Here is a 20748-nt window from a genome sequence, read left to right on the forward strand (position 1 = left end):
ATGCAAATTTCCTCCCCCTGCGTCGTCTCCCTGAGCTGGAGACTGGAAGACGCCCAAGGCCAGCTGATCGACGAACTGGCCGAGCCGCTCGAGTTCTTCTACGGCGGCGACGATCTGTTCGCCAAGGTCGAGGAGGCACTCGCCGGCCAGGAGGCCGGTTTCGAGACCAGCGTGGCGCTGGAGCCCGAGCATGCGTTCGGCGAGTACGACTCGAACCTCGTCTGCTTCGAATCGAAGACGCTGTTCCCGGACGGCGTCGAGCCCGGCATGCAGTTCGAAGGCCTGCCCGAAGGCGCGGCCACCGAAGACATGCCGATGGCCGTCTACACCGTCACCGAGGTCTACCCGGAGCACGTCGTGCTGGACGGCAACCACCCGCTGGCCGGCGTGGGACTGCGCATGCACCTGAAGGTACTGGACGTGCGCGAGGCCACGGCGGAAGAGACCGAGGCCGGCAGCCTCGGCGAGGCCGTGTTCCGCATCGGCGGCGCGCCGGACGGCGAGACGCTGCACTAAGGCAAGCTAAGGCGAGCGCTCCGTTTCCGGCTGCAGCGCCAGCAGCGCCGCGTCGAAGTCGAAATCACCCAGCGCCTCGACGACGCGCCGCAGCGCTGCCTTGAGCGCCGGTTCGGTGGCGGCTTCGAGCAGTTCGTCGGCCAGGTCCAGGGCATCCGCATCGCCCTGCCCCAGCAGTTCGGCCAGGCGGCCGAGCGATTGCTGCATGCGTTCGCGTCCGGCTTCGTCCGGCACCTCGGCGCTGGGCGGCGGCCCGGGCGGCGCGGCCCCTTCGAGAAGGGCCAGGCCCTCCAGCACCGGATCCAGCGCGTTCATCACCGCGGTCAGCATGATCTGCAGTTCGGTCGGACTCCGGCCGGCCTGGCAGGCCATTTCGAGGTCTCCCGCCGCGCCTTCGACGGCGATGGCGCCGACGTTGCCGGCCGAGCCCTTCAAGGTGTGGGCCAGGCGCTGCGCCGCCGTCGGGTCGGCGTCCTGCTGCGCCGCTGCGAACTGCTCGGCAAAGCCGACCATCCCGTCGCGGAATCGGGTCAGCAAACGGCGGTACAGCGCCTCGTTGTTGTTGGTGATCGCCAGTCCGCGGGCCACGCTGATGCCGGGCAGCAGCGGCGGCAAGGGTCGCGGCAGCGGTGGCAACGGTGATGGTGGCGCCTCCTGCGGCGCCGCGGTGACTACGGCTGGCCGAACCCAGCGGGCGATCGTCATGAACATCTGGCCGACGTTCAGCGGCTTGGCCACGTGGTCGACCATGCCGGCGGCCAGCGCCTGCTCGCGGTGGCCGGCCATCGCGTTCGCCGTCATCGCGATCACCGGCAGCGTGCTCCAGGCCGGATTGCGGCGGATCGCCTCGGTGGCCGTGTAGCCGTCCATCACCGGCATCTGGCAGTCCATCAGCACGCCGTCGAAGCGATCGTCGCGGGCCAGCACGTCCAGCGCCTCCTGGCCGTTCACCGCGCAGACGACCTCGATGCCCGCGTCGCTCAGGAGGTTGACCGCCAGCTCCATGTTCAGGTCGTTGTCCTCGACCAGCAGCAGCCGGGCTCCGGCCAATTGCGCGCGCGCCTGGTCGTGGGCATCGGCCACCTCAGCCGCCCGCGGTGCCACCGGCAGCATCCGACCCAGCACCTCGGCCAGGGCCTCCAGCAGGGTCGACGGCGTCACGGGTTTCGTCAGCACGCGCAGATGCCCCATGCCGCCCAGGCGCGCGGCATGGACGGCATCTTCGCGGCCATAGGCGGTGACCATGACGACGCGGGGCTGATGCACCATCTGCTGGTCGCGCAGCCTGCGCAAGGTCTGCACGCCATCCATCTCCGGCATCTTCCAGTCCAGCAGGACCGCATCGAAAGCCGCCGCGCGGCGATCCGCCTCGGCCAGCAGTTGCAGCGCCTGTGCACCGTTGCGCGCGGTCTCCGCCCCGAAGCCCACGCTGCGAGCCATCGTGGCGAGGATCTCGCGCGCGACCGCGTTGTCGTCAACGACGAGCACCGTCGTGCCCTGCAGTTCCTCCGCGCGGAACATGCGCCGCTGCCGCGGCTCGCTCTGCACACCCACGCGGACGTGGAAATGGAAGGTCGAGCCCCGGCCCGCCTCGCTCTCCACCCAGATGCGCCCGTCCATCAGCTCGACCAGGTTCTTCGAGATGGCGAGGCCCAGGCCCGTGCCGCCGTAGCGGCGCGTCGTCGACGCATCGGCCTGGCTGAAGGTCTGGAACATCCGGCCGCTCTGCTCCGGCGTCATGCCGATGCCGGTGTCGCGGACCCAGAAGTGCAGTTCCACGCCCTGCGGCTGCTCGGCCACCAGTTCCACGCCCACCACCACCTCGCCGGCCTCGGTGAACTTGACGGCGTTGTTGCTCAGGTTGATCAGCACCTGGCCGATCCGCAACGGATCGCCGCGCAAGGCGGTCGGCACGTCCGGCGCCATGTCGAACAGCAGCTCGATGCCCTTGTCGTCCGCCTTCATGCCGATCAGGTTGGCGAGGTTGTCCATCACGTCCTCGAGACGGAAGTCCACCGTTTCCATCGCCAGCTTGCCGGCCTCGATCTTCGAGAAGTCGAGGATGTCGTTGATGATGCCCAGCAGGCTCTCGCCCGAGCGATGCACCTTCTCGATGTAGTTGCGCTGTTTCTTGTCCAGTGAGGTCTGCAGCGCCAGGTAGGACATGCCGATGATCGCGTTCATCGGCGTGCGGATCTCGTGGCTCATATTGGCCAGGAAGGAACTCTTGGCGCGCGCCGCCTGCTCCGCCTCCTCCTTGGCCGCCCGCAGGTCGCGCATCAACTGCGAGTTGCGCTCGCTCATGCGTGCGTCCATCACCGTCAGCAGGATGGTGAAGCCCAGCACCACGAAAGCCAGGGCGCTGACCGCGACCGCCAGGCCCGGTGCCGGCACACCCCAGCGGCTGGCCTCGGTGACGCAGTTGGGCGCGAACTCCGCCGCGGCCATGCCGGTGTAGTGCATGGCGGCCACGGCGCAGCCCATGACCAGCGCGCCGCCGGCACGCGTCAGCCCCGAGCCGATGTTGTGCGCATGGCGGAAGGCCAGCCACACGCCCGGCACCGACAGACTCACGGCCACGCCCACCGAGACCAGCACGATGCGCCAGTCGAAGCTGATAGCCGGCGCCACCTCGATCGCCAGCATGCCGCTGTAGTGCATGCCACCGATGCCGCTGCCCAGCACCAGCGAGCCCAGCAGCACGTGGCCGGCATTCGGGCGCGGGATGCGCCGCAGCATCAGCAGCAGCAGCGCCGAAGCCGCGGTGGCCGGAAGCATGGACAGCGCCGTCCACGGCGCGTTGTAGCTCAGCTCGATCGGCAGGTGCAGGGCCAGCATGCCGACGAAGTGCATCGCCCAGATGCCGAAGCCCATGGCCAGCGCACCGCCGGCCAGCCAGGCCTTCCAGGCCTTGCCCTCGCTATAGGTCAGCCGGCCGGCCAGCCCCAAGGTGGCGTACGCCGCCACCACGGCCATCGCGACCGACAAGAGGACCAGCCAGGCGCTGTAGCTGGCGGGCACCTCAGCGCCCCCCTACAGGCGCGACGACGGCCAGCGTCGACACCACTTCCTCATGGTCATCCGCGTAGCGCAGCGAGATGGCGCGGAATTGCTCGGCCACCGCCAGGAAGGCATCGACGACGTCCGGGTCGAAATGCTCGCCCCGCCCCTCGTCGATGACCTGGGCCGCCTGGGCGTGCGTCATGCCCGCCTTGTAGACGCGGCGGCTGATCAGCGCGTCGTAGACGTCGGCCACGGCCATCAGCCGCGCCGACACCGGGATCGCATCGCCGACCAGGCCCTCCGGGTAGCCGCTGCCGTCCCACTTCTCCTGGTGGCTGTAGGCGATCTCCTTGGCCACCGTCAGGAATTCGACCTCCAGCCCCAGCCGGTCCTCGGCCTGCTGGACGGCGTCGCGCCCGAGCCGGCAGTGCGTCTTCATGATCTCGAACTCGTGCGGCTCGAAGCGGCCCGGCTTCAGCAGGATGCCGTCCGGGATGCCGACCTTGCCGATGTCGTGCAGCGGCGCCGATTTGAACAAGGTGGCGATGAAGCGCTCGGTCAGCACGTCGACAAAGCGCGGATGGGTCTTCAGCTGCTCGGCCAGCACCTTCACGTAGTGCTGGGTGCGGCGAATGTGGTTGCCGGTCTCGTTGTCTCGCGTCTCGGCCAGCGACGCCATCGCGAGGATCGTCACGTCCTGGATCGCCGCCAGCTCGCGCGTGCGGCGCGCCACCTCGGCCTCCAGGAAGGCGTTCTGGTCGCGCAGGAAGTCAGCCGCTTCCTTGAGCTTCAGGTGCGTCGCCACGCGCGCCAGCACGATCGGTGGATTGACCGGCTTGGTGATGAAGTCCACCGCGCCCAGTTCCAGGCCGGCCTTCTCGTCCTCGGTGGCGCTCATCGCGGTCAGGAAGATCACCGGAATGTCGCGCGTCAGCGGGTCGGCCTTGAGCCGTGCGCAGACCTCGGTGCCGGCCATGCCGGGCATCATGATGTCGAGGAGGATCAGGTCGGGGCGGTTCCCGGGGTCGCTGGCCAGGCGCAAGGCCTTCTCGCCGCCGTTGGCGATCCGCACGCGGTAGTGGTCCTTCAGCAGGCCCGCCACCAGCGCAAGATTGTCCGGCGTGTCGTCGACAACCAGCACTGTCTGCCGACGCCTGGTCTCCAGGTCCTCAGTCATGCCGCAGCTCCCCCGTTCGTCCAGCGTAACCCAATGGCGGGATGGCAGCAACAAACTTGGGGCTTGACCACAAGCCCCGATGGCAAACTAGAGATCGACGGGGGTCAGTGCTTGCCTGTCGAGCCGAAGCCGCCGGCACCGCGTGCCGAGGCGTCGAACTCCTCGACGCGCCGGAACGCTGCCTGCACCACCGGCACCAGCACCAGTTGCGCGATGCGCTCCATCGGCTGGATCGTGAAGGCCGTCTGGCCGCGATTCCAGCAGCTCACCATCAGTTGGCCCTGGTAGTCGCTGTCGATCAAGCCGACCAGGTTGCCCAGCACGATGCCGTGCTTGTGGCCGAGGCCCGAGCGCGGAAGGATGATCGCGGCCAGGCCCGGGTCGGCGATGTGGATCGCCAGGCCCGTCGGGATCAGCGTGGTCTGGCCGGGCTCCAGCACGATGGCTTCGTCCAGGCAGGCGCGCAGGTCCAGGCCGGCGCTGCCCGGGGTGGCGTAGGCGGGGAGTTGCTCGGCCATGCGGGCATCGAGCACTTTGAGGTCAACGGTCGTGGTCGTCATGGGGTAGCGAGGCGCGTGGCGATCTCCGCGATCAGCTCGCGCGCCAAGGTCAGTTTGTCGTTGCGGGGAAGTTCACGCTCGCCGGCGGCATCCACCAGCAGCAGCGCGTTGTCATCGCGGCCGAAGGTGGCTGCGCCGATATTGCCGACGATCAGGTCCACCTTCTTGCGTTCCAGCTTCTGGCGGGCGTGCCGGGCGAGATCCTGGCTCTCGGCCGCGAAGCCGACGCAGAAGGGCCGCGAGCCCAGCTTCGCGACGCCGGCCAGGATGTCCGGGTTCTCAGTCAGCGCGAAGCTCGGCGGGCCAGCGTCACCCGGCTGCTTCTTGATCTTGTGCTCGGCCAAGGTCGCCGGCCGCCAGTCGGCCACCGCGGCAGTGGCGACGAACACGTCCTGCTGCGCCGCGCGCGGCAGCACCGCGTCGAACATCTGCTGCGCGGTCTGCACGTCGATGCGGCGCACGCCGCGCGGCGTCGGCAGGTGCACCGGGCCGGCCACCAAGGTCACCTCGGCGCCCGCCTCGGCCGCCGCACGCGCGAGCGCGAAGCCCATCTTGCCGCTGGACAGATTGGTCAGGCCGCGCACCGGGTCGATCGGCTCGAAGGTCGGGCCGGCGGTGATCAGGAGCTTTTTGCCGGCCAGGCGCTTGGGCTGGAAGAAGGCGATCAGCTCGTCGCGGATCTCGGCGGCCTCGAGCATGCGGCCGTCGCCGGTCTCGCCGCAGGCCTGGTCGCCGTTGCCGACCGCCAGCACATGCGCGCCGTCGGCCGCGATCTGGCGCAGGTTGCGCTGCGTCGCGGGGTGCGCCCACATCTCGCGGTTCATCGCTGGCGCCACCAGCAGCGGGCAGCGCTCCATCGGCCGCGCCAGCGCGGTGAGGCTCAGCAGGTCGTCGGTGCGCCCCTGCGCCAGCTTGGCGATCAGGTCGGCGCTGGCCGGCGCGATCAGCATCGCATCGGCCTCGCGGCTCATGTTGATGTGAGCCATGTTGTTGAACTCGGCCGCATCCCACTGGCTCGTGCGCACCGGCCGGTTCGACAGCGCCTGCATCGTCACCGGCGTGATGAACTGCGTCGCCGCCTCGCTCATCACCACCTGCACCGTGGCACCATCCTTGATCAGCAGCCGCACCAGCTCCGCGGCCTTGTAGCAGGCGATGCCGCCGGAGAGGCCCAGGAGGATGTGTTTGCCTTGGAGTTGCATAGGACATGACTGTACCTGGGCCTGCGTCCCGACGCGCCGCAGGCTGACTCATACTCGCCTCGTTGTTGGTACTCCCTAAGGGCCGCTAGCGTCTGTGCAGCCGTCGATACGTTGGCTCGGGGAAGCCCCGATGGGATATGCAAGGCCGCCTCCTAGAATCCGCGCGACACAGCAGACAGCCAGCAGCAAGACTTCAAGATGCGAGATGAGCGCGCGCGGGGTCAGTACTGCGGCGCTAAGGGAGTCTCGTTGAAGCACTTGCACTTGCAATGGCAGGCAGCCCTGGCCATTGCCTCTCGTTCTGTAATGGTGGCCATCCTCTGCGCCGCCCTTTCCGCCTGCGGAGGCGGTGGGGGAGGAAGCAGCGCCACGGAGCCAAGTCTGGCGATAGCCTCTCAGCCAGCCGATGTGTCAGTGACGGTAGGCACCACTGCTACTTTTCGCATCGCGCTGACCGGCAGCGGCAACATTCAGTGGCAGACCTTCTCGAACAATACATGGGTCGACATTGGTGGCGCCAACGGGGTCGAACTGAATCTCAACAATCCTTCTGCAGCAGACGACGGCCGTCAGTTCAGGGCCACTATTCGGGCCACTGGAGCAAGCGCGTACAGCCTGACAAGTTCCATCGTGACCTTGAAAGTAAAGAGCACAGACGTCGCGCCGAGCATCACAGCACAACCTGCAGACCTGACGCTCCGCCAAGGACAGTCCGGTAGCATTTCGGTCACCGCTACCGGGACGTCACTTTCGTACGTTTGGCAAGTCAGTCGCGACGGGCTGACGTGGAATCAGTTGCCCGCCGCGATCGACGCAAATCTAGTCTTCAACTTGGCCTCAACGCGAGACAGCGGCCAGATCTTTCGCGTCGTAATTTCCAACGCACTCGGCAGCCAGATCAGCCGCAGCGTGACGTTGAGCGTCTTGCCTGCACTTCAAGCACCCTCTTTCACCTCGAGTCCGGTAGATCAGACCGTGACCACGGCACAGACTGCGGTCTTCACAGCCACCTGCTTCGGTGAACCGCTGCCCAATCTGCAATGGCAATCCAGCATCGATGGGCAGCAATGGATCGACCTTCCTTCAGAAACTCGCGCTACTCTGGTGCTGAACAACGTAGGAATTTCCGACAACGGACGCTACGTGCGCGCGGTAGCCAGCAACTCGGAGGGCACGACAATCAGCTCCGTTGCCCGCCTCGTTGTAAACGAGATTCCGGCAGCCCCCTATTTCCGGTCGGAGCCGGCTGACGCCATCTCTATCCTACCCAACGCCGTCGAGCTCGCCTCGAGCGTCAGTGGAGCGCCTGCACCAAACTATCAATGGCAAGTCAGCTCCGACCAAGGGGCCAGCTTTACCAACATCAACGGCGCGACAGCGGCAACATTGCGACTCGCATCGACATCTGCTGACGACGATGGCAAGCTATTCCGCCTAGTCGCGTCCAATGAACTGGGAACTGTGATCAGCAGAGCGGCCCACCTCTCCGTCCAATCTGTTCCGCAAATCCTGGTCCAACCCGCTGATGCAACGGGTGGCATGTTCAATCTCGCTCTAGGTAGCGAAGCGACAGTCGCTATCAGCGCCAGCGGTGGCAGCCTTCAGTACACCTGGCAGGTCAGTACCGATGGCGGAAGCACCTTTTCGGATTTCATCTCAGGAAACTCGCAACTGAGTTGGTACCCCAAGGAGGAATGCTGGGTCCGCGTACGTGTCAGCAACGCGGCGGGTGTCGTTTATAGCCAAATTGCCCACATCAAGAAAGCGAATTGGAAATTTCTCTCTCCTAGCTTCACGGGCCTGCCATTGTCCGACGTTGCATGGCTGGATGACAACGTGGTGGTGGCGGTGGGACGCGACGATCTCGCGATTCGAAGCACCGACGCCGGATTGACGTGGAATGTTGTCAAGCAATCATTGATCTATGCCGCGGGCCCTGCATTCGTCGTCGCGATTGACGATCACACCTTGATTGGGACCGGTCTCGGTGGTGTATCCCGGAGCACGGATGCGGGCCTGACTTGGTCCTACAAGCCCGTCCCGATGCGCGACCCCAGCAGCACGTTTGTGGGCAGGGCTTCTTTCCGAAACGCATCGATCGGCATGGCCGTGATAGACGGCGGCGGACTACTCCGGACCGTGGACGGCGGGGACAACTGGACCCTAGTGGACTTCCCGCTCGCCAATGGAGAGCGCCTGGTAGATATTGCCCTGCGCGGCCAATTGGGTGTGATGCTCAGTAACCAGCGTGCGTGGCGCAGCACAGATGGCGGAGCGACCTGGACAGCAACCGGAACCAACGCGCTGGGATCAGAAAATGCGCAAGTCACGTTTGTCGACGACTCGACCGTAATGGTGTCGGCCACCCTTGTACAACGCAGCATCGACGGCGGGCAGACTTGGTTCTCTGTCAACCTCGCGCCTGATGCGAGCTCAGACCTGAATCGATCCGCGGTGCACTTCCTTGTCAACGGCCGCGATGGTATTACGCAAGACGGCCGGTACCGAAGCACGGATGGTGGCCAGAGTTGGGTCGATCAGCATGTATCGGCAGTCGTGGCGTATGGCACAAAACTGAGTCCATCGGGCGTCGCCATTGCCGTGGGTTGGCGCGGTGAGATCACGCGCAGCGCGGATCTGGGGTTGAGTTGGACGATACAGGACCGCAGCATTCCTGTCCTCAGAGAGCCTAACTGGCAAGGTGTGGCGTTCACCTCCGATGGTATCGGCCTAATCTCCGGCTTCGCATATAACAGCGGCAATGGCCTGTCGCGAATGGTACGTAGCACTGACGGCGGCAACAGTTGGTTGAGTGTCGACGTCTCGAATCTTCCGAATACCGAACTCCGCAGCATTGCATTTGCCGATAGACAGGTGGCCGTTGTGGTGGGAGCCGGCCTGCTAGCAAGGTCATCTGACAGTGGCCAGCATTGGTCGGCGATTACCAACGTTCCCCTCTGGAGCGATCCGACCGCGATCGCATTTGCGGATTCGAATACAGGTTTTGTTCTATCCGAGCGATGCTTGTGGCGAAGCAATGATGGTGGCATTACTTGGACAGAAGCCCTGGCCTATCCAGTCATCGGGACCAACCCGATAGGCTATTTTGTCAGCCTTGCCGTCCGCGACAAGCTGGCGCTCGTAGCAGGTACCTTGGGCATACTCCGTAGCACGGACGGAGGTTTGACCTGGACTGTTGTGCCCGGTACGCCAGCGGGTTATGTCTCGGCCATTGCCTGGATCGACTCGCATTCCGCCCTGGCAACTATCTCCAATGTGGTCTATCGGAGCAACGATTCCGGCTTGACCTGGACTCGGCTGTTCGAGTTCGAACTTGGAGTTCCTATGCCCAGTAGCATCTCCTTCTCGAGCGACGGCAAGCTTGGATTCATCGCCACCATGATGACAATTTATCGAACATCAGACGGTGGTCTGACCTGGCAGCCCGATTGGAGCGAGCTTTGGTTTGGAGGAGGAGATTTTCGAACCATCACACCCATAACGGCAACCAGCGCCATCGTTGTCGGCGACGGAGGCCTGGTTGCGGTCGGCACAGGCTATTGAACACGAGAGAATGGCTCCTGCCTTGCGGACAGTTGCGGATCGGAGTCAACTCCTCCTGAACACCAAGTCCCAGACCCCGTGGCCCAGCTTGATGCCGCGGTTCTCGAACTTGGTCAGCGGCCGGTAGGCCGGCTTCTCGGCGTAACCCGCGGCGGTGTTCTCCAGCAGCGGCTCGGCGCTCAGCACTTCCAGCATCTGCTGGGCGTAGGGTTCCCAGTCGGTCGCGCAGTGCAGGTAGCCGCCGGGCTTGATGTGCTTCACCAGCTTGGCCACGAACTCGGGCTGGATCAGCCGGCGCTTGTTGTGCTTCTTCTTGTGCCAGGGATCGGGGAAGTAGATGTGGACGCCAGCCAGCGAGTCGGGCGCGATCATCTGCTCCAGCACCTCGACGGCGTCGTGCTGGAAGATGCGGATGTTGCCGATCTGCTGCTCGTCGATCAGCTTCAGGAGCGCGCCGACGCCGGGGCCGTGCACCTCGCAGCCGATGAAGTCGTGGTTCGACAGGGTCTTGGCGATCTGGGCGGTGGCGCCGCCCATGCCGAAACCGATCTCGAAAACAACCGGTGCCTCGCGGCCGAACACGGCGGCAGGGTCGAGCCGTTCGCCGGCCTTGAAGGGCAGCACGAAGCGCGGGCCCAGTTCGGCCAGCGCGCGGATCTGGCCCGTGCCCATGCGGCCGGCGCGGACGACAAAGCTCTTGATGCCGCGGCGCGGTGGTTCTACTTCTTTTTCACTCATGGGATCAATAACTGCCAGGTTCGACGGAGCCGGCGCCACCGCCGAGCACCGCCTCGATATCGTTCAACAGCCCGCTGGCGCCGATCCGCAGGCGGCGCGGGTTCAGCGCGGCCTCACCCAGCCACGCCTCGGCCAGTTGCAGGTATTCGCGCGCATCGGCCACCGTACGGATGCCGCCGGAGGCCTTGAAGCCGGCGTGGCGCATGCCGCTGGCTTCGATCGTCTTGAGCATGACGCCCGCCGCCTGCAGCGTGGCCGACACCGGCGTCTTGCCGGTACTGGTCTTGACGAAGTCGGCGCCGGCGGCCAATGCCATCCGCGTCGCCTCGGCCACCAGCTCGGCCGTCTTCAGCTCGCCGCTCTCGATGATGACCTTCAGCACCAGCGGCCGGCTGGCCTCGCGCACCTCGGACAGGAACTCGGCCACCTCGTCGCGGCGCCCTTCCATCAAGGCGCGATAAGGCAGCACGACGTCGACCTCGTCGCCGCCGCCCAGCGCGATCAGCTCGATGTCGGCGACCGCACGCGTCAGGTCCACCTCGCCCTCAGGGAAGTTGGCGACCGCCGCCACGCGGATGCCGGCCGGCAGCGCCGCCCTCGCCTGCGCGACGAAGCGCGGCCAGACGCAGACGGCGGCGACCGGGCCGTGCGCCGTTTGCGCGCGGCGGCACAGCGCCTCGATGTCGGCAGCGGTGTCGGCGTCGTTCAGGCTCGTCAGGTCCAGGCAGGCCAGGGCCAGCCGGGCGGCGTCATGCAAGGTCCTGTTGTTGTTCACTTCAGCGATTCGAGATCGGCCAGGCTCGCCACCACCGCACCCAGGAAGGACGCAGCGCGCTCGCTGGACGCTGCCGCCTGCTGCAAGGTCAGCGCATGGGTCAGCGCCTCGGCGGAGAGGCCGGCGGCCATATTGGTCATCAGCGCAATGCCCAGCACGCGCAGGCCGGCGTGGCGCGCCAGGATGGTGTCGGGCACCGTGCTCATGCCGACGGCGTCGGCGCCCCAGGCGGCGAACATGCGGATCTCGGCCGGCGTCTCGAATTGCGGGCCCAGCGCCCAGACGTAGACGCCCTCGGTCAGCACCATGTTCTGCGCGCGGGCGACCTGCATCGCCTGGCGGCGGAGTTCGGCGTCATAGGCCGCGCTCATGTCGACGAAGCGCTCGCTGCCGGGCTCGCCCACCAGCGGCGATCGCTGTGGTGCGTTGATGTGGTCGGAGATCAGCATCAGCGCGCCCGGCGGGTTGTGCGCGCGCAGCGAGCCGGAGGCATTCGTCTGCACCAGCGCCTTGACGCCCCAGCGCGCCAGCGTGCGCAGCGCGCCGGCCATGCCGGTGCAGTCGCCGGTCTCGTAGGTGTGGGCGCGGCCGCGCAGCATCACCACCGCTTGCGCGCCGATCGTGCCGACAACGAGCTCGCCGACGTGGCCTTCCACCCGTGGTTGCGGGAAGGCCGGCAGCTCGCTGTAGGCCAGATGCTTGGCGCCCTGCACCTGCGCGACGGCGCCGGCCCAGCCGGAGCCGAGCACCACGGCCACGGCCGGTGCGGTATCGCCGAACTGCGCACGCAGCTTGGCCAGGCTCAGTTCGATCTGCGCTTCGAGGGTCTTGTGGTCGATCATGTTGTTGTCGTCTTGTTGTTCAGGTGCAGGTTCAGATGATCCGGGCCGAAGCTGTGCGGCAGCAGTTCCTCCAGCGTCCATTCGCTGCGGATGCCGCCCGGGTCGCCGGCGATGACGCGCAGGCCGGGGCCGGCGAATTCGCGCAGCTTCTGGCGGCAGCCGCCGCAGGGGGTGATCAGGTCGGGGCCGGGGCCGGTGACCAGCACGGCCACGGCACGCTTGCCGCCGGCCATCACCATCGCACCGAGTGCGATGGCCTCGGCGCACAGACCCTGCGGGTAGGCAGCGTTCTCGATGTTGGCACCGGCGTGGATGCGGCCCTGCTCGTCGAGGATGGCCGCGCCCACGGCATAGCCCGAATAGGGCGAATGCGAGTGCTTGCGGGCCGCCAGCGATGCCTGCAGCAAGGCCTGGTCGGCGGGGTCCATCACCGCACCCATCACCGCTCCTTCACGTAGGGGCGGCCCAGCGCCTTGGGCGCATGCGCCCGGCCGATGAAGCCGGCCAGCAGCACGACGGTCAGCAGATAGGGCAAGGCCTGGATCAGTTGCACCGGTACTTCTCCCCCGCCAAGGGATGCGGGCAGCGAGACGCCCTGCAGGCGGATCGCCACCGCATCGAGAAAGCCGAACAGCAGACAGGCCAGCATCGTCGGCAGCGGCTTCCACTTGCCGAAGATCATCGCTGCCAGCGCGATGTAGCCGCGACCTGCCGTCATGTTCGGGCTGAAGTTGGCATTCTGCGCCAGCACCAGGTAGCTGCCGGCCAGGCCACAGAGAAGCCCGTTGATCAGCAGGGCCGCATAACGCAGCCGGCCGACGGACACGCCGGCCGCATCCACCATCGCCGGGTTCTCGCCAACGGCGCGCAGTCGCAGGCCCGGCCGCGTGCGCTCCAGCAGGAACCAGATGCCGGCCACCGCCGCGAAGGCGACGAAGACCAGGATGTTGTGGCTCAACAGGCCATGGCCCAGCACCGATTGGAGCCAGTGGCCCGCCTCGGGCTCGGCGAAGGCCGGCACCAGGCCCTCCAGGCGCACCGAGGCGTCGACCGGCGGCGTCTGCCCGCCCTGCGCGAACCAGGCGATGCCCAGCACCACGGTGAGGCCCGCGGCCACCATGTTCAGCGCGATGCCGGAGACGACCTGGTCGCCGCGGTGCGTGACGCAGGCGAAGCCATGGATCAACGAGAAGATGCAGGCCACCAGCACACCGGCCGCGAGGCCGATGCCGGCCGAATGGCCGAGGCTGGCAGCACTGCCGCAGGCGAAGGCGGCCGCGAGCATCTTGCCCTCCAGGCCTATGTCGATCACGCCCGAGCGCTCGCTCACGAGGCCCGCCAGCGCGCAGAACAGCAGCGGCGTCGTCACCCGCAGCGTCGAGGCCAGCACAGAGCCGATCAGGATCTCATCCACGTTTCACAGCTCCATACAGCTTCGCGAACATCGGCGCGCTGACCGTTGCCATCGCTCCGGCGAACAGCACGATCAGGCCCTGCGCCGTCACAACCATCTCGCGGCTGAAGCCCGGCATGTCGAAGGACACCTCGACGCCGCCCTGGTACAGCACGCCGAACAGCAACGAGGCCAGCACGATGCCGACCGGATGGTTGCGCCCCATCAACGCGACGGCGATGCCGGTGAAGCCGGCACCGGCCACGAAGTCCAAGGTCAGCTTGCCCTGCACGCCGGAGATCTCGTTGACGCCCACCAGGCCCGCCAGCGCGCCGGACAGGCCCATCGCCACCAGCACCTGCACGCGCGGATTCATGCCCGCGTAGTGCGCCGCCCGGGGCGCGCTGCCGACGGCCCGCAGCGCATAGCCCGCCCGGCTCTTCCACAGGAACCAGTGGACGAAGACGCAGGCGGCCAAGGCCAGCAGGAGGCTCAGGTTCAAGGGGGAAGACGGCAGCTCGACGCCGAACCACTTCAGCGCCAGCTCATGCAGCGCCGGCATCCGCGCCGAATCGGCGAAGGCCGCGCTCTCCACGGCCATGATGCCCTTGGGCCGCAGCCAGTTGACCAGCAGGTAGACGTTCAGCGTGGCGGAGAGGAAGTTGAACATGATCGTCGTGATCACGATGTGGCTGCCGCGCCAGGCCTGCAAGTAGGCCGGCACCGCCGCCCAGGCCATGCCGAACAGCGCTGCGGCCACGACCACCAGCGGCAGCATCAGCCAGGCCGGCAGGTGCGGCCCGAGCCACAGCCCGGCCAGCGCCACGCCGAGGCCACCGAAGGTCGCCTGCCCCTCTCCGCCGATATTGAACAGCCCGCCCTTGGCCGCCACCGCCACGGCCAGGCCGGTGAAGATGAAGGTGGTGGCGTAGTACAGCGTGTAGCCGATGCCGCGCAGGCTGCCTAAAGCGCCGGGCACCAGCACCGACAGCGCCTGCCACGGGCTCTGACCGATCGCCAGCACCACGAGCCCCGTCACGAACAACGCGACGAGCAGGTTCCACAACGGCAAGAGGCCGATGTCGATCCATTTTGGAAGTACCACAGGCTGGCTCATGCGGCCGCTTTCGTTTGTGCTGCCATCAGCAGTCCCAGCGACTTCTCGTCGCATTCCTCGATCGGCAGCTCGCCAGTAACCTGGCCGCCGCACATCACGATCACGCGGTCGGCCAGCGCCAGGATCTCGTCCAGCTCACTGCTGACGAGCAGCACCGCGCAGCCGGCATCGCGCAGCGCACGCAGTTGGCCGTGGATGAACTCGATCGCGCCGATGTCCACGCCGCGCGTCGGCTGGCCCACCAGCAGCACCGCCGGCTGCTGGCCGATCTCGCGCGCCAGGATCAGCTTCTGCTGGTTGCCACCGGAGAACTTGGACGAGCCGAGGTCGACGTTGCGCGGGCGCACGTCGAAGCGCTCCTGCATCGCTGCGGTCTGCTCGCGCATGACCGCATGGTTCATCGTCATGCCACGGCCGTAGGCCGGCTGGTCCTGGTAGCCGAGCGCGGCCGTCTCCCAGGCGGGGAAATCCAGCACCATCGCGCAGTGGTGGCGGTCTTCCGGCACGTGAGCCAGCTTCAGCTCGCGGGCGCGCTTCGGATCGAGCCAAGCGCCGGCGGCGAAGCTTGCCGCACCGAGGGTCAGCGTGCCGCCCTGCGGCACCGTCATGCCGGCCAGCACTTCGAGCAGCTCGCTCTGGCCGTTGCCGGAGACGCCGGCCACGCCGACGATCTCGCCAGCGCGCAGCGAGAGGCTCACGCCGCGCAGCAGCGGCAGCCCGGCGGCGCCGTGGAGGGTCAGGTCTTGCGCGACGAGCCGTTCCTCGCGTGCCTCGGCATGCTCGGTGGCCACGCGGCCGAGCCGCACCTTGCGGCCCACCATCGCCTCGGCCAGGTCTTCCGCGCTGGTCTCGCCGATCGGCGTGGACTGCACGACCTGGCCGGCGCGCATCACCGTCACCGCGTCGCACAGCGCCATCACTTCCTTCAGCTTGTGCGTGATCAGGATGATGGTCGTGCCCATCGCCTTGAGACGGCGCAGCGTCTCGAACAGCTGCGTCGTCTCCTGCGGCGTCAGCACCGCCGTAGGCTCGTCGAGGATCAGGATGCGCGCGCCGCGGTACAGCGCCTTCAGGATCTCCAGCCGCTGCAGCTCGCCCACCGGCAGCTCGCCGGCCAGCGAATCCAGGCGCACCTGCAGGCCGGTGTCGCGCATCAGCGCCTCGAGCTTCTCGCGCACCTGGCGGCCCGCGCCCTTCAGCAGGAAGCCGGGCTCGGCGCCGAGCATCACGTTGTCCAGGCAGGAGAGCGTGTCCACCAGCATGAAGTGCTGGTGGACCATGCCGACGCCTCGGGCGATCGCCTCGTGCGAGTTCGCGATCGCCGCAGGCTGGCCGTCGATCTCGATCGTTCCCGAATCGGCCTGGTAGTAGCCGTAGAGGATCGCCATCAGCGTGCTCTTGCCTGCACCGTTCTCGCCGATCAGGCCATGAACGGTGCCCGGCATCACATCGAGGCTGACCCCGCGATTGGCCTGGACCGCGCCGAAGCGCTTGGAAATGTCGCGCAGCCGGACGGCCGGTGCGGTCAGAACTTGCACGCGTTGTCGGCCATGTAGTCGGCAACCTTGATCTTGCCGGCGACGATCTCGGCCTTCAGCGCATCGGCCTTGGCCTTCACCGCGGGCGTGACCAGCTTGGCGTTGTTCTCGTCCATCGCGTAGTCGACGCCGTTCTCCTTCAGGCCCAGCACGTTGAGGCCGGGCTTCCATTCCTTCATCAGGTTGTAGACGGCCACGTCCACGCGCTTGACCATCGAGGTCAGCATCGTGCCGGGCTGCACGTGGTTCTGGTTGCTGTCCACGCCAATGGCCAGCTTGCCGGCATCCTTGGCCGCCTGGTAGACGCCCATGCCGGTGCCGCCAGCGGCGGCGAAGACCACGTCCACGCCCTTGGCGAACTGCGCACGCGTCAGCTCACCGCCGCGTGTCGGGTCGGCCCAGGCGGAAGAGGTCGTGCCGGTCATGTTGGACGTGACCTCGACCTTGGGGTTCGCCGCCTTGGCGCCCTGCTCATAGCCGCACTGGAACTTGCGGATCAGCGGGATGTCCATGCCGCCGACGAAGCCGACCTTGCCGGTCTTGCTGGTCAGCGCCGCCATCGCGCCGACGAGGTAGCTGCCCTCCTGCTCCTTGAACAGGATCGAGGCGACGTTCGGCTGGTTGACGACCGCGTCGACGATCGCGAAGTGCGCCTTCGGGAATTCCTTGGCCACCTGTTCCAGCGCCGACTGCTGCGAGAAGCCGATCGAGATGATCGGGCTGGCGCCGCGCTCGGCCATGCGGCGGATCGCCTGCACGCGCTGGGTCTCGTTGCTGATCTCGAACTGCAGGTAGTCCTTGCCGGTTTCCTTCTTCCAGCGCTCGGCGCCGTCATAGGCCGACTGGTTGAACGACTTGTCGAACTTGCCGCCCATGTCGAAGATGACGGCGGGCTGGGCCTGGGCGGCCAGCGCGGCGGCGGACAGGGCCGCGGCGGTCAACGCGGAACGAAGGATCGGCAAAGCAATCTGGGTCATGGCGGATGCAGGTTGGGTTAGTCGGGCTCGGGCCCGAAGACGGCGGCCAGGGCGGCGCATTGTAAGAAACCTGGGGCACGCAAGGGTCGTGCCCTCGCACTACAATGATGCGAATAATTCTCGATTGCAAAGCAAGCCTCGTCCTTCGCCATGCTCAGTCCCGTTCCCGCAAGTCTTGCGCAGGCCGCCATCGGCGACGCCCTCTTCGTACGCAGCGTCTCCGCTCCCGAATACGCCCCGGAATGGGCCGAGTGGCTGGAGGAACTGGGCTTCCTCGCCGGCGAGCCGGTCTGCGTGATGGCCAAGGGCCTACCGGGCGCCGACCCGCTGGTCGTGCGGATCGGGCAATCGACCTTCGCGCTGCGTCGCGCCGAAGCGGAGTGCGTGGCGGTTACGAAATGACGGAATCAGTCATCCACCTGCATCCCGCAGGCAAGCTGCTGGCCCTGGTCGGCAACCCGAACTGCGGCAAGACCGCCCTCTTCAACCGGCTCACCGGCTCCAACCAGAAGGTCGCCAACTACGCCGGCGTCACCGTCGAGCGCAAGGAAGGCCGCCTGAAGAGCGCCGCCGGCAAGACGCTGCGCCTGCTGGACCTGCCCGGCACCTACAGCCTGCACCCGCGCAGCCCGGACGAGCGCGTCACCTGCGATGTGCTCGCCGGCCGCGCCCGCGGCGAGAAGAAGCCGGACCTGGTCGTCTGCGTGCTCGATGCGACCAACCTGCGCCGCAACCTGCGCCTGGTGCTGGCCGTCAAGCGCCAGGGCCTGCCGGTCGTGATCGCGCTGAACATGGCCGACCTGGCCGCCAGCCGCGGCCTTTCGATCGACGTCGACGCGCTCTCGCGCGAACTCGGCGTGCCGGTCGTGCGCACGATCGCGACCAAGGGCGAAGGCATCGACGAGCTGAAGGCCCTGCTGGACCGGCCCGAAGTCTGGACCACCCGCGAAGGCGTCGTCACCGCCTCCAGCAGCAGCCAGGAAGCCGACCACGCCACCGTGCGCGACCTGCTGAAGCGCCTGGGCCTCGACCGCCACCTGCCCCACCTGCCCAGCGACCGCGTCGACCGCGTGCTGCTGCACCCGGTGGCGGGGCCGATCATCCTGATGGTCGTGCTGTTCCTGCTGTTCCAGGCGGTGTTCTCCTGGGCCGAGCCGCCGATGGACGCGATCAAGGCCGCCGTCGACTGGCTGGGGCAGACGATCTCGGGCTACCTGCCCGAAGGATTGCTGCGCAGCCTGCTGGTGGACGGCATCATCGCCGGCTGCGGCGCGGTGCTGGTGTTCCTGCCGCAGATCCTGATCCTGTTCTTCTTCATCCTGCTGCTCGAGGAATCCGGCTACCTGCCGCGCGCGGCCTTCCTGCTGGACCGGCTGATGGGCAGCGTGGGCCTCTCGGGCCGCAGCTTCATCCCGCTGCTGTCCAGCTTCGCCTGCGCCATCCCCGGCATCATGGCCACCCGCTCGATCGCCAACCCGCGCGACCGGCTGGTCACCATCATGATCGCGCCGATGATGACCTGCTCCGCCCGGCTGCCGGTCTACGCGCTGCTGATCGGCGCCTTCATCCCGCAGCGCGAGGTCTGGGGCGGGCTGGAGCTGCAGGGCCTGGTGCTGTTCGGCCTGTACCTCGTCGGCATCGTCGGCGCCTTCGCCGTGGCCTGGGTCCTCAAGCGTTTCACCAGCGCGGGCTCGCAGGTTCGGCCGCTGATGATGGAACTGCCGATCTACCACTGGCCCCATGCACGCAGCATCGCGATCGGCCTGTGGCAACGCACCGAGATCTTCGTAAAGCGCGTCGGCGGCGTGATCCTGACGATGACGATCGTGCTGTGGGCGCTGTCCAGCTTCCCGGGTGCCCCTCCGGGTGCCACCGGCGCGCCGATCGAGTACAGCATCGCCGGCTGGATCGGCCGCGGCCTGTCGCACCTGCTGGCGCCGATCGGCTTCAACTGGCAGATCAGCCTGGCCCTGGTGCCCGGCATGGCGGCGCGCGAAGTCGCGATCAGCTCGCTGGGCACCGTCTACGCGCTGTCGGCCGCCGGCGAGGACGCCGCGCAAGCCCTGACCCCGTTGATCGCTTCGAGCTGGAGCCTGCCGACGGCGCTGTCGCTGCTGGCCTGGTACGTGTTCGCGCCGCAGTGCCTGTCCACCCTGGCCGCCGTGCGGCGCGAGACCGGCGGCCTGAAGATGCCGGCGATCATGCTGGCCTACCTGTTCGGCCTGGCCTACCTGGCCTCGTTCATCACCTTCCGCGTCGCCACCTGGCTGCTCGGCTGAGCAGGCGCCCGGCCGGGCTCTTTGGTATCGTCGGTCTCAAAATTGGAGACCGAGCGATGAAGCCCATGTTCCCGGCCCTGCTGCTTGCCCTGGCCACCCTGCCCATCCATGCCGGCGCCACCGGCACCATCGTCGACACCGCCGAGGTGGAAGGCGCGCTCAAGCGCGGCGCGATCGTCTGGGACGTGCGCCCCACCGGCGCCTACCGCCAGGGCCACATCCCCGGCGCCGTCAACATCGACGACGTCACCGCCTCGCTGCGCAACGAGAACACCGAGGACTACCTGCCGCTGCCGCAGATCGAGCGCACGCTGGGCGCCGCCGGCATCGACCCGGCGCGCGAAGTGATCGTCTACGGCCCCAAGGGCAGCCCCAACGTCTACTTCGCGCTGGTGACCTTGCAGTACCTCGGCGGCCAGAGCGCCCGCATCTATCACGGCGGCATCGACGACTGGGCCGCAGCCGGCAAGCCGCTCAGCGCCGAGACCCCGGCGCCGCACCCCGTAACGCTGAAACTCGGCGTCAGGCCCGAACTGCTGGCCGACACGCGCGAGGTGGTCGCCAAGCTGCACGATCCGTCGGTGCAGATCCTCGACGTGCGGACGCCCGCCGAGTTCCGCGGCGAGGACATCCGCGCGATCCGCGGCGGCCACATCCCCGGCGCGATCCCGATCAACTACCTGGAGAACTGGGTCGACCCCGACGCCAGCGCCCGCTTCGAGAAGAAGCAGGTCGCCAACAAGGACGGCATGAACCTGAAGAGCGCGGACGAGTTGCGCGCGCTCTATTCCAAGCTCGATCCGGACAAGGAGACCATCGTCTACTGCCAGAGCGGCGTGCGCGCCTCCGAGACGGCCACGGTGCTGCAGGAGATCGGCTTCAAGAAGGTCAAGGTCTACGACTCCTCCTGGCTCGGCTACGGCAACACGCTGGCCGCGCCGGCCGAGGACGTCAGCTTCGTCAACGTCGGCATGCTGCAGGGCAAGCTCGGCGCGCTGCAGAAGCGGCTCGATGCGATGGAGAAGGAAATGGCGGCGCCGAAGACCGCGACCAAGCCCTGACGCCAT

The 20748-nt window shown here is 67.3% G+C and carries 17 protein-coding genes; 5 read left to right on the plus strand and 12 right to left on the minus strand.

From position 1 onward, the window contains the following. A complete protein-coding gene (locus SNE35_RS16810; protein WP_320424080.1) occupies positions 1-516 on the plus strand; it encodes an FKBP-type peptidyl-prolyl cis-trans isomerase in 516 nt (171 codons plus the stop codon). Between the two features lie 6 nt (positions 517-522). On the opposite strand, the gene SNE35_RS16815 is transcribed toward SNE35_RS16810, so the two are convergent. From SNE35_RS16815 to coaBC, 4 genes are all read right to left on the minus strand, one after another. Further along, positions 523-3537, minus strand: coding sequence for a response regulator (locus SNE35_RS16815; protein ID WP_320424081.1), 3015 nt, complete (start codon positions 3535-3537; stop codon positions 523-525). Between the two features lies 1 nt (position 3538). Beyond that, entirely contained in the window at positions 3539-4696 is a 1158-nt protein-coding gene (locus SNE35_RS16820) for a response regulator (RefSeq protein ID WP_320424082.1), read from the minus strand. Between the two features lie 104 nt (positions 4697-4800). Continuing rightward, positions 4801-5256 (minus strand): dUTP diphosphatase, encoded by a 456-nt coding sequence (gene dut / locus SNE35_RS16825; RefSeq protein WP_320424083.1) that lies wholly within the window; start codon positions 5254-5256, stop codon positions 4801-4803. Then, complete coding sequence (gene coaBC, locus SNE35_RS16830; RefSeq protein WP_320424084.1) at positions 5253-6458, minus strand: bifunctional phosphopantothenoylcysteine decarboxylase/phosphopantothenate--cysteine ligase CoaBC; 1206 nt, start codon at positions 6456-6458, stop codon at positions 5253-5255. Before coaBC ends, dut begins: the two co-directional genes overlap by 4 nt. Positions 6459-6707: 249 nt before the next feature. Here coaBC and SNE35_RS16835 point away from each other — a divergent pair, with 249 nt between their 5' ends. Next, positions 6708-10022: a YCF48-related protein gene (locus SNE35_RS16835; RefSeq protein ID WP_320424085.1), complete on the plus strand. Its 3315-nt coding sequence runs from the start codon at positions 6708-6710 to the stop codon at positions 10020-10022. Positions 10023-10067: 45 nt separating this feature from the next. Here SNE35_RS16835 and trmB read toward each other — a convergent pair whose 3' ends face one another. The 8 genes from trmB to SNE35_RS16875 are packed head-to-tail and all read right to left on the minus strand — an operon-like array spanning position 10068 to position 17402. Continuing rightward, positions 10068-10760, minus strand: coding sequence for a tRNA (guanosine(46)-N7)-methyltransferase TrmB (gene trmB / locus SNE35_RS16840; protein ID WP_320424086.1), 693 nt, complete (start codon positions 10758-10760; stop codon positions 10068-10070). Between the two features lie 4 nt (positions 10761-10764). Next, complete coding sequence (gene deoC / locus SNE35_RS16845) at positions 10765-11535, minus strand: deoxyribose-phosphate aldolase (RefSeq protein WP_320424087.1); 771 nt, start codon at positions 11533-11535, stop codon at positions 10765-10767. After that, positions 11532-12377, minus strand: a complete 846-nt coding sequence (locus SNE35_RS16850) for a purine-nucleoside phosphorylase (protein ID WP_320424088.1) — start codon at positions 12375-12377, stop codon at positions 11532-11534. The genes deoC and SNE35_RS16850 overlap by 4 nt, the downstream gene beginning before the upstream one ends. Further along, a complete protein-coding gene (cdd, locus tag SNE35_RS16855) occupies positions 12374-12817 on the minus strand; it encodes a cytidine deaminase (RefSeq protein WP_320424089.1) in 444 nt (147 codons plus the stop codon). The genes SNE35_RS16850 and cdd overlap by 4 nt, the downstream gene beginning before the upstream one ends. Next, complete coding sequence (locus tag SNE35_RS16860; RefSeq protein ID WP_320424090.1) at positions 12817-13791, minus strand: ABC transporter permease; 975 nt, start codon at positions 13789-13791, stop codon at positions 12817-12819. Before SNE35_RS16860 ends, cdd begins: the two co-directional genes overlap by 1 nt. Beyond that, on the minus strand, positions 13784-14887 hold the full coding sequence (locus SNE35_RS16865) for an ABC transporter permease (protein WP_320424091.1): 1104 nt from the start codon (positions 14885-14887) through the stop codon (positions 13784-13786). Before SNE35_RS16865 ends, SNE35_RS16860 begins: the two co-directional genes overlap by 8 nt. Further along, positions 14884-16425 (minus strand): ABC transporter ATP-binding protein, encoded by a 1542-nt coding sequence (locus tag SNE35_RS16870; RefSeq protein WP_320424092.1) that lies wholly within the window; start codon positions 16423-16425, stop codon positions 14884-14886. Before SNE35_RS16870 ends, SNE35_RS16865 begins: the two co-directional genes overlap by 4 nt. Continuing rightward, positions 16413-17402 carry a BMP family lipoprotein gene (locus SNE35_RS16875; RefSeq protein WP_320424093.1) on the minus strand — a complete coding sequence of 330 codons (990 nt, stop codon included), beginning with the start codon at positions 17400-17402 and terminating at the stop codon, positions 16413-16415. The genes SNE35_RS16870 and SNE35_RS16875 overlap by 13 nt, the downstream gene beginning before the upstream one ends. A gap of 150 nt (positions 17403-17552) precedes the next feature. Between SNE35_RS16875 and SNE35_RS16880 the strand changes: the two genes are divergently transcribed. The 3 genes from SNE35_RS16880 to SNE35_RS16890 are packed head-to-tail and all read left to right on the plus strand — an operon-like array spanning position 17553 to position 20742. Next, a complete protein-coding gene (locus SNE35_RS16880; RefSeq protein WP_320424094.1) occupies positions 17553-17804 on the plus strand; it encodes a FeoA family protein in 252 nt (83 codons plus the stop codon). Further along, positions 17801-19681 carry a ferrous iron transporter B gene (gene feoB, locus SNE35_RS16885; protein WP_320424095.1) on the plus strand — a complete coding sequence of 627 codons (1881 nt, stop codon included), beginning with the start codon at positions 17801-17803 and terminating at the stop codon, positions 19679-19681. Before SNE35_RS16880 ends, feoB begins: the two co-directional genes overlap by 4 nt. A 56-nt stretch (positions 19682-19737) precedes the next feature. Further along, on the plus strand, positions 19738-20742 hold the full coding sequence (locus SNE35_RS16890) for a sulfurtransferase (protein ID WP_320424096.1): 1005 nt from the start codon (positions 19738-19740) through the stop codon (positions 20740-20742). The last annotated feature ends 6 nt before the right edge of the window (positions 20743-20748 follow it).

The sequence above is a fragment of the Roseateles agri genome (genome assembly GCF_034043675.1).
Taxonomy (GTDB): Bacteria; Pseudomonadota; Gammaproteobacteria; order Burkholderiales; family Burkholderiaceae_C; genus KK5.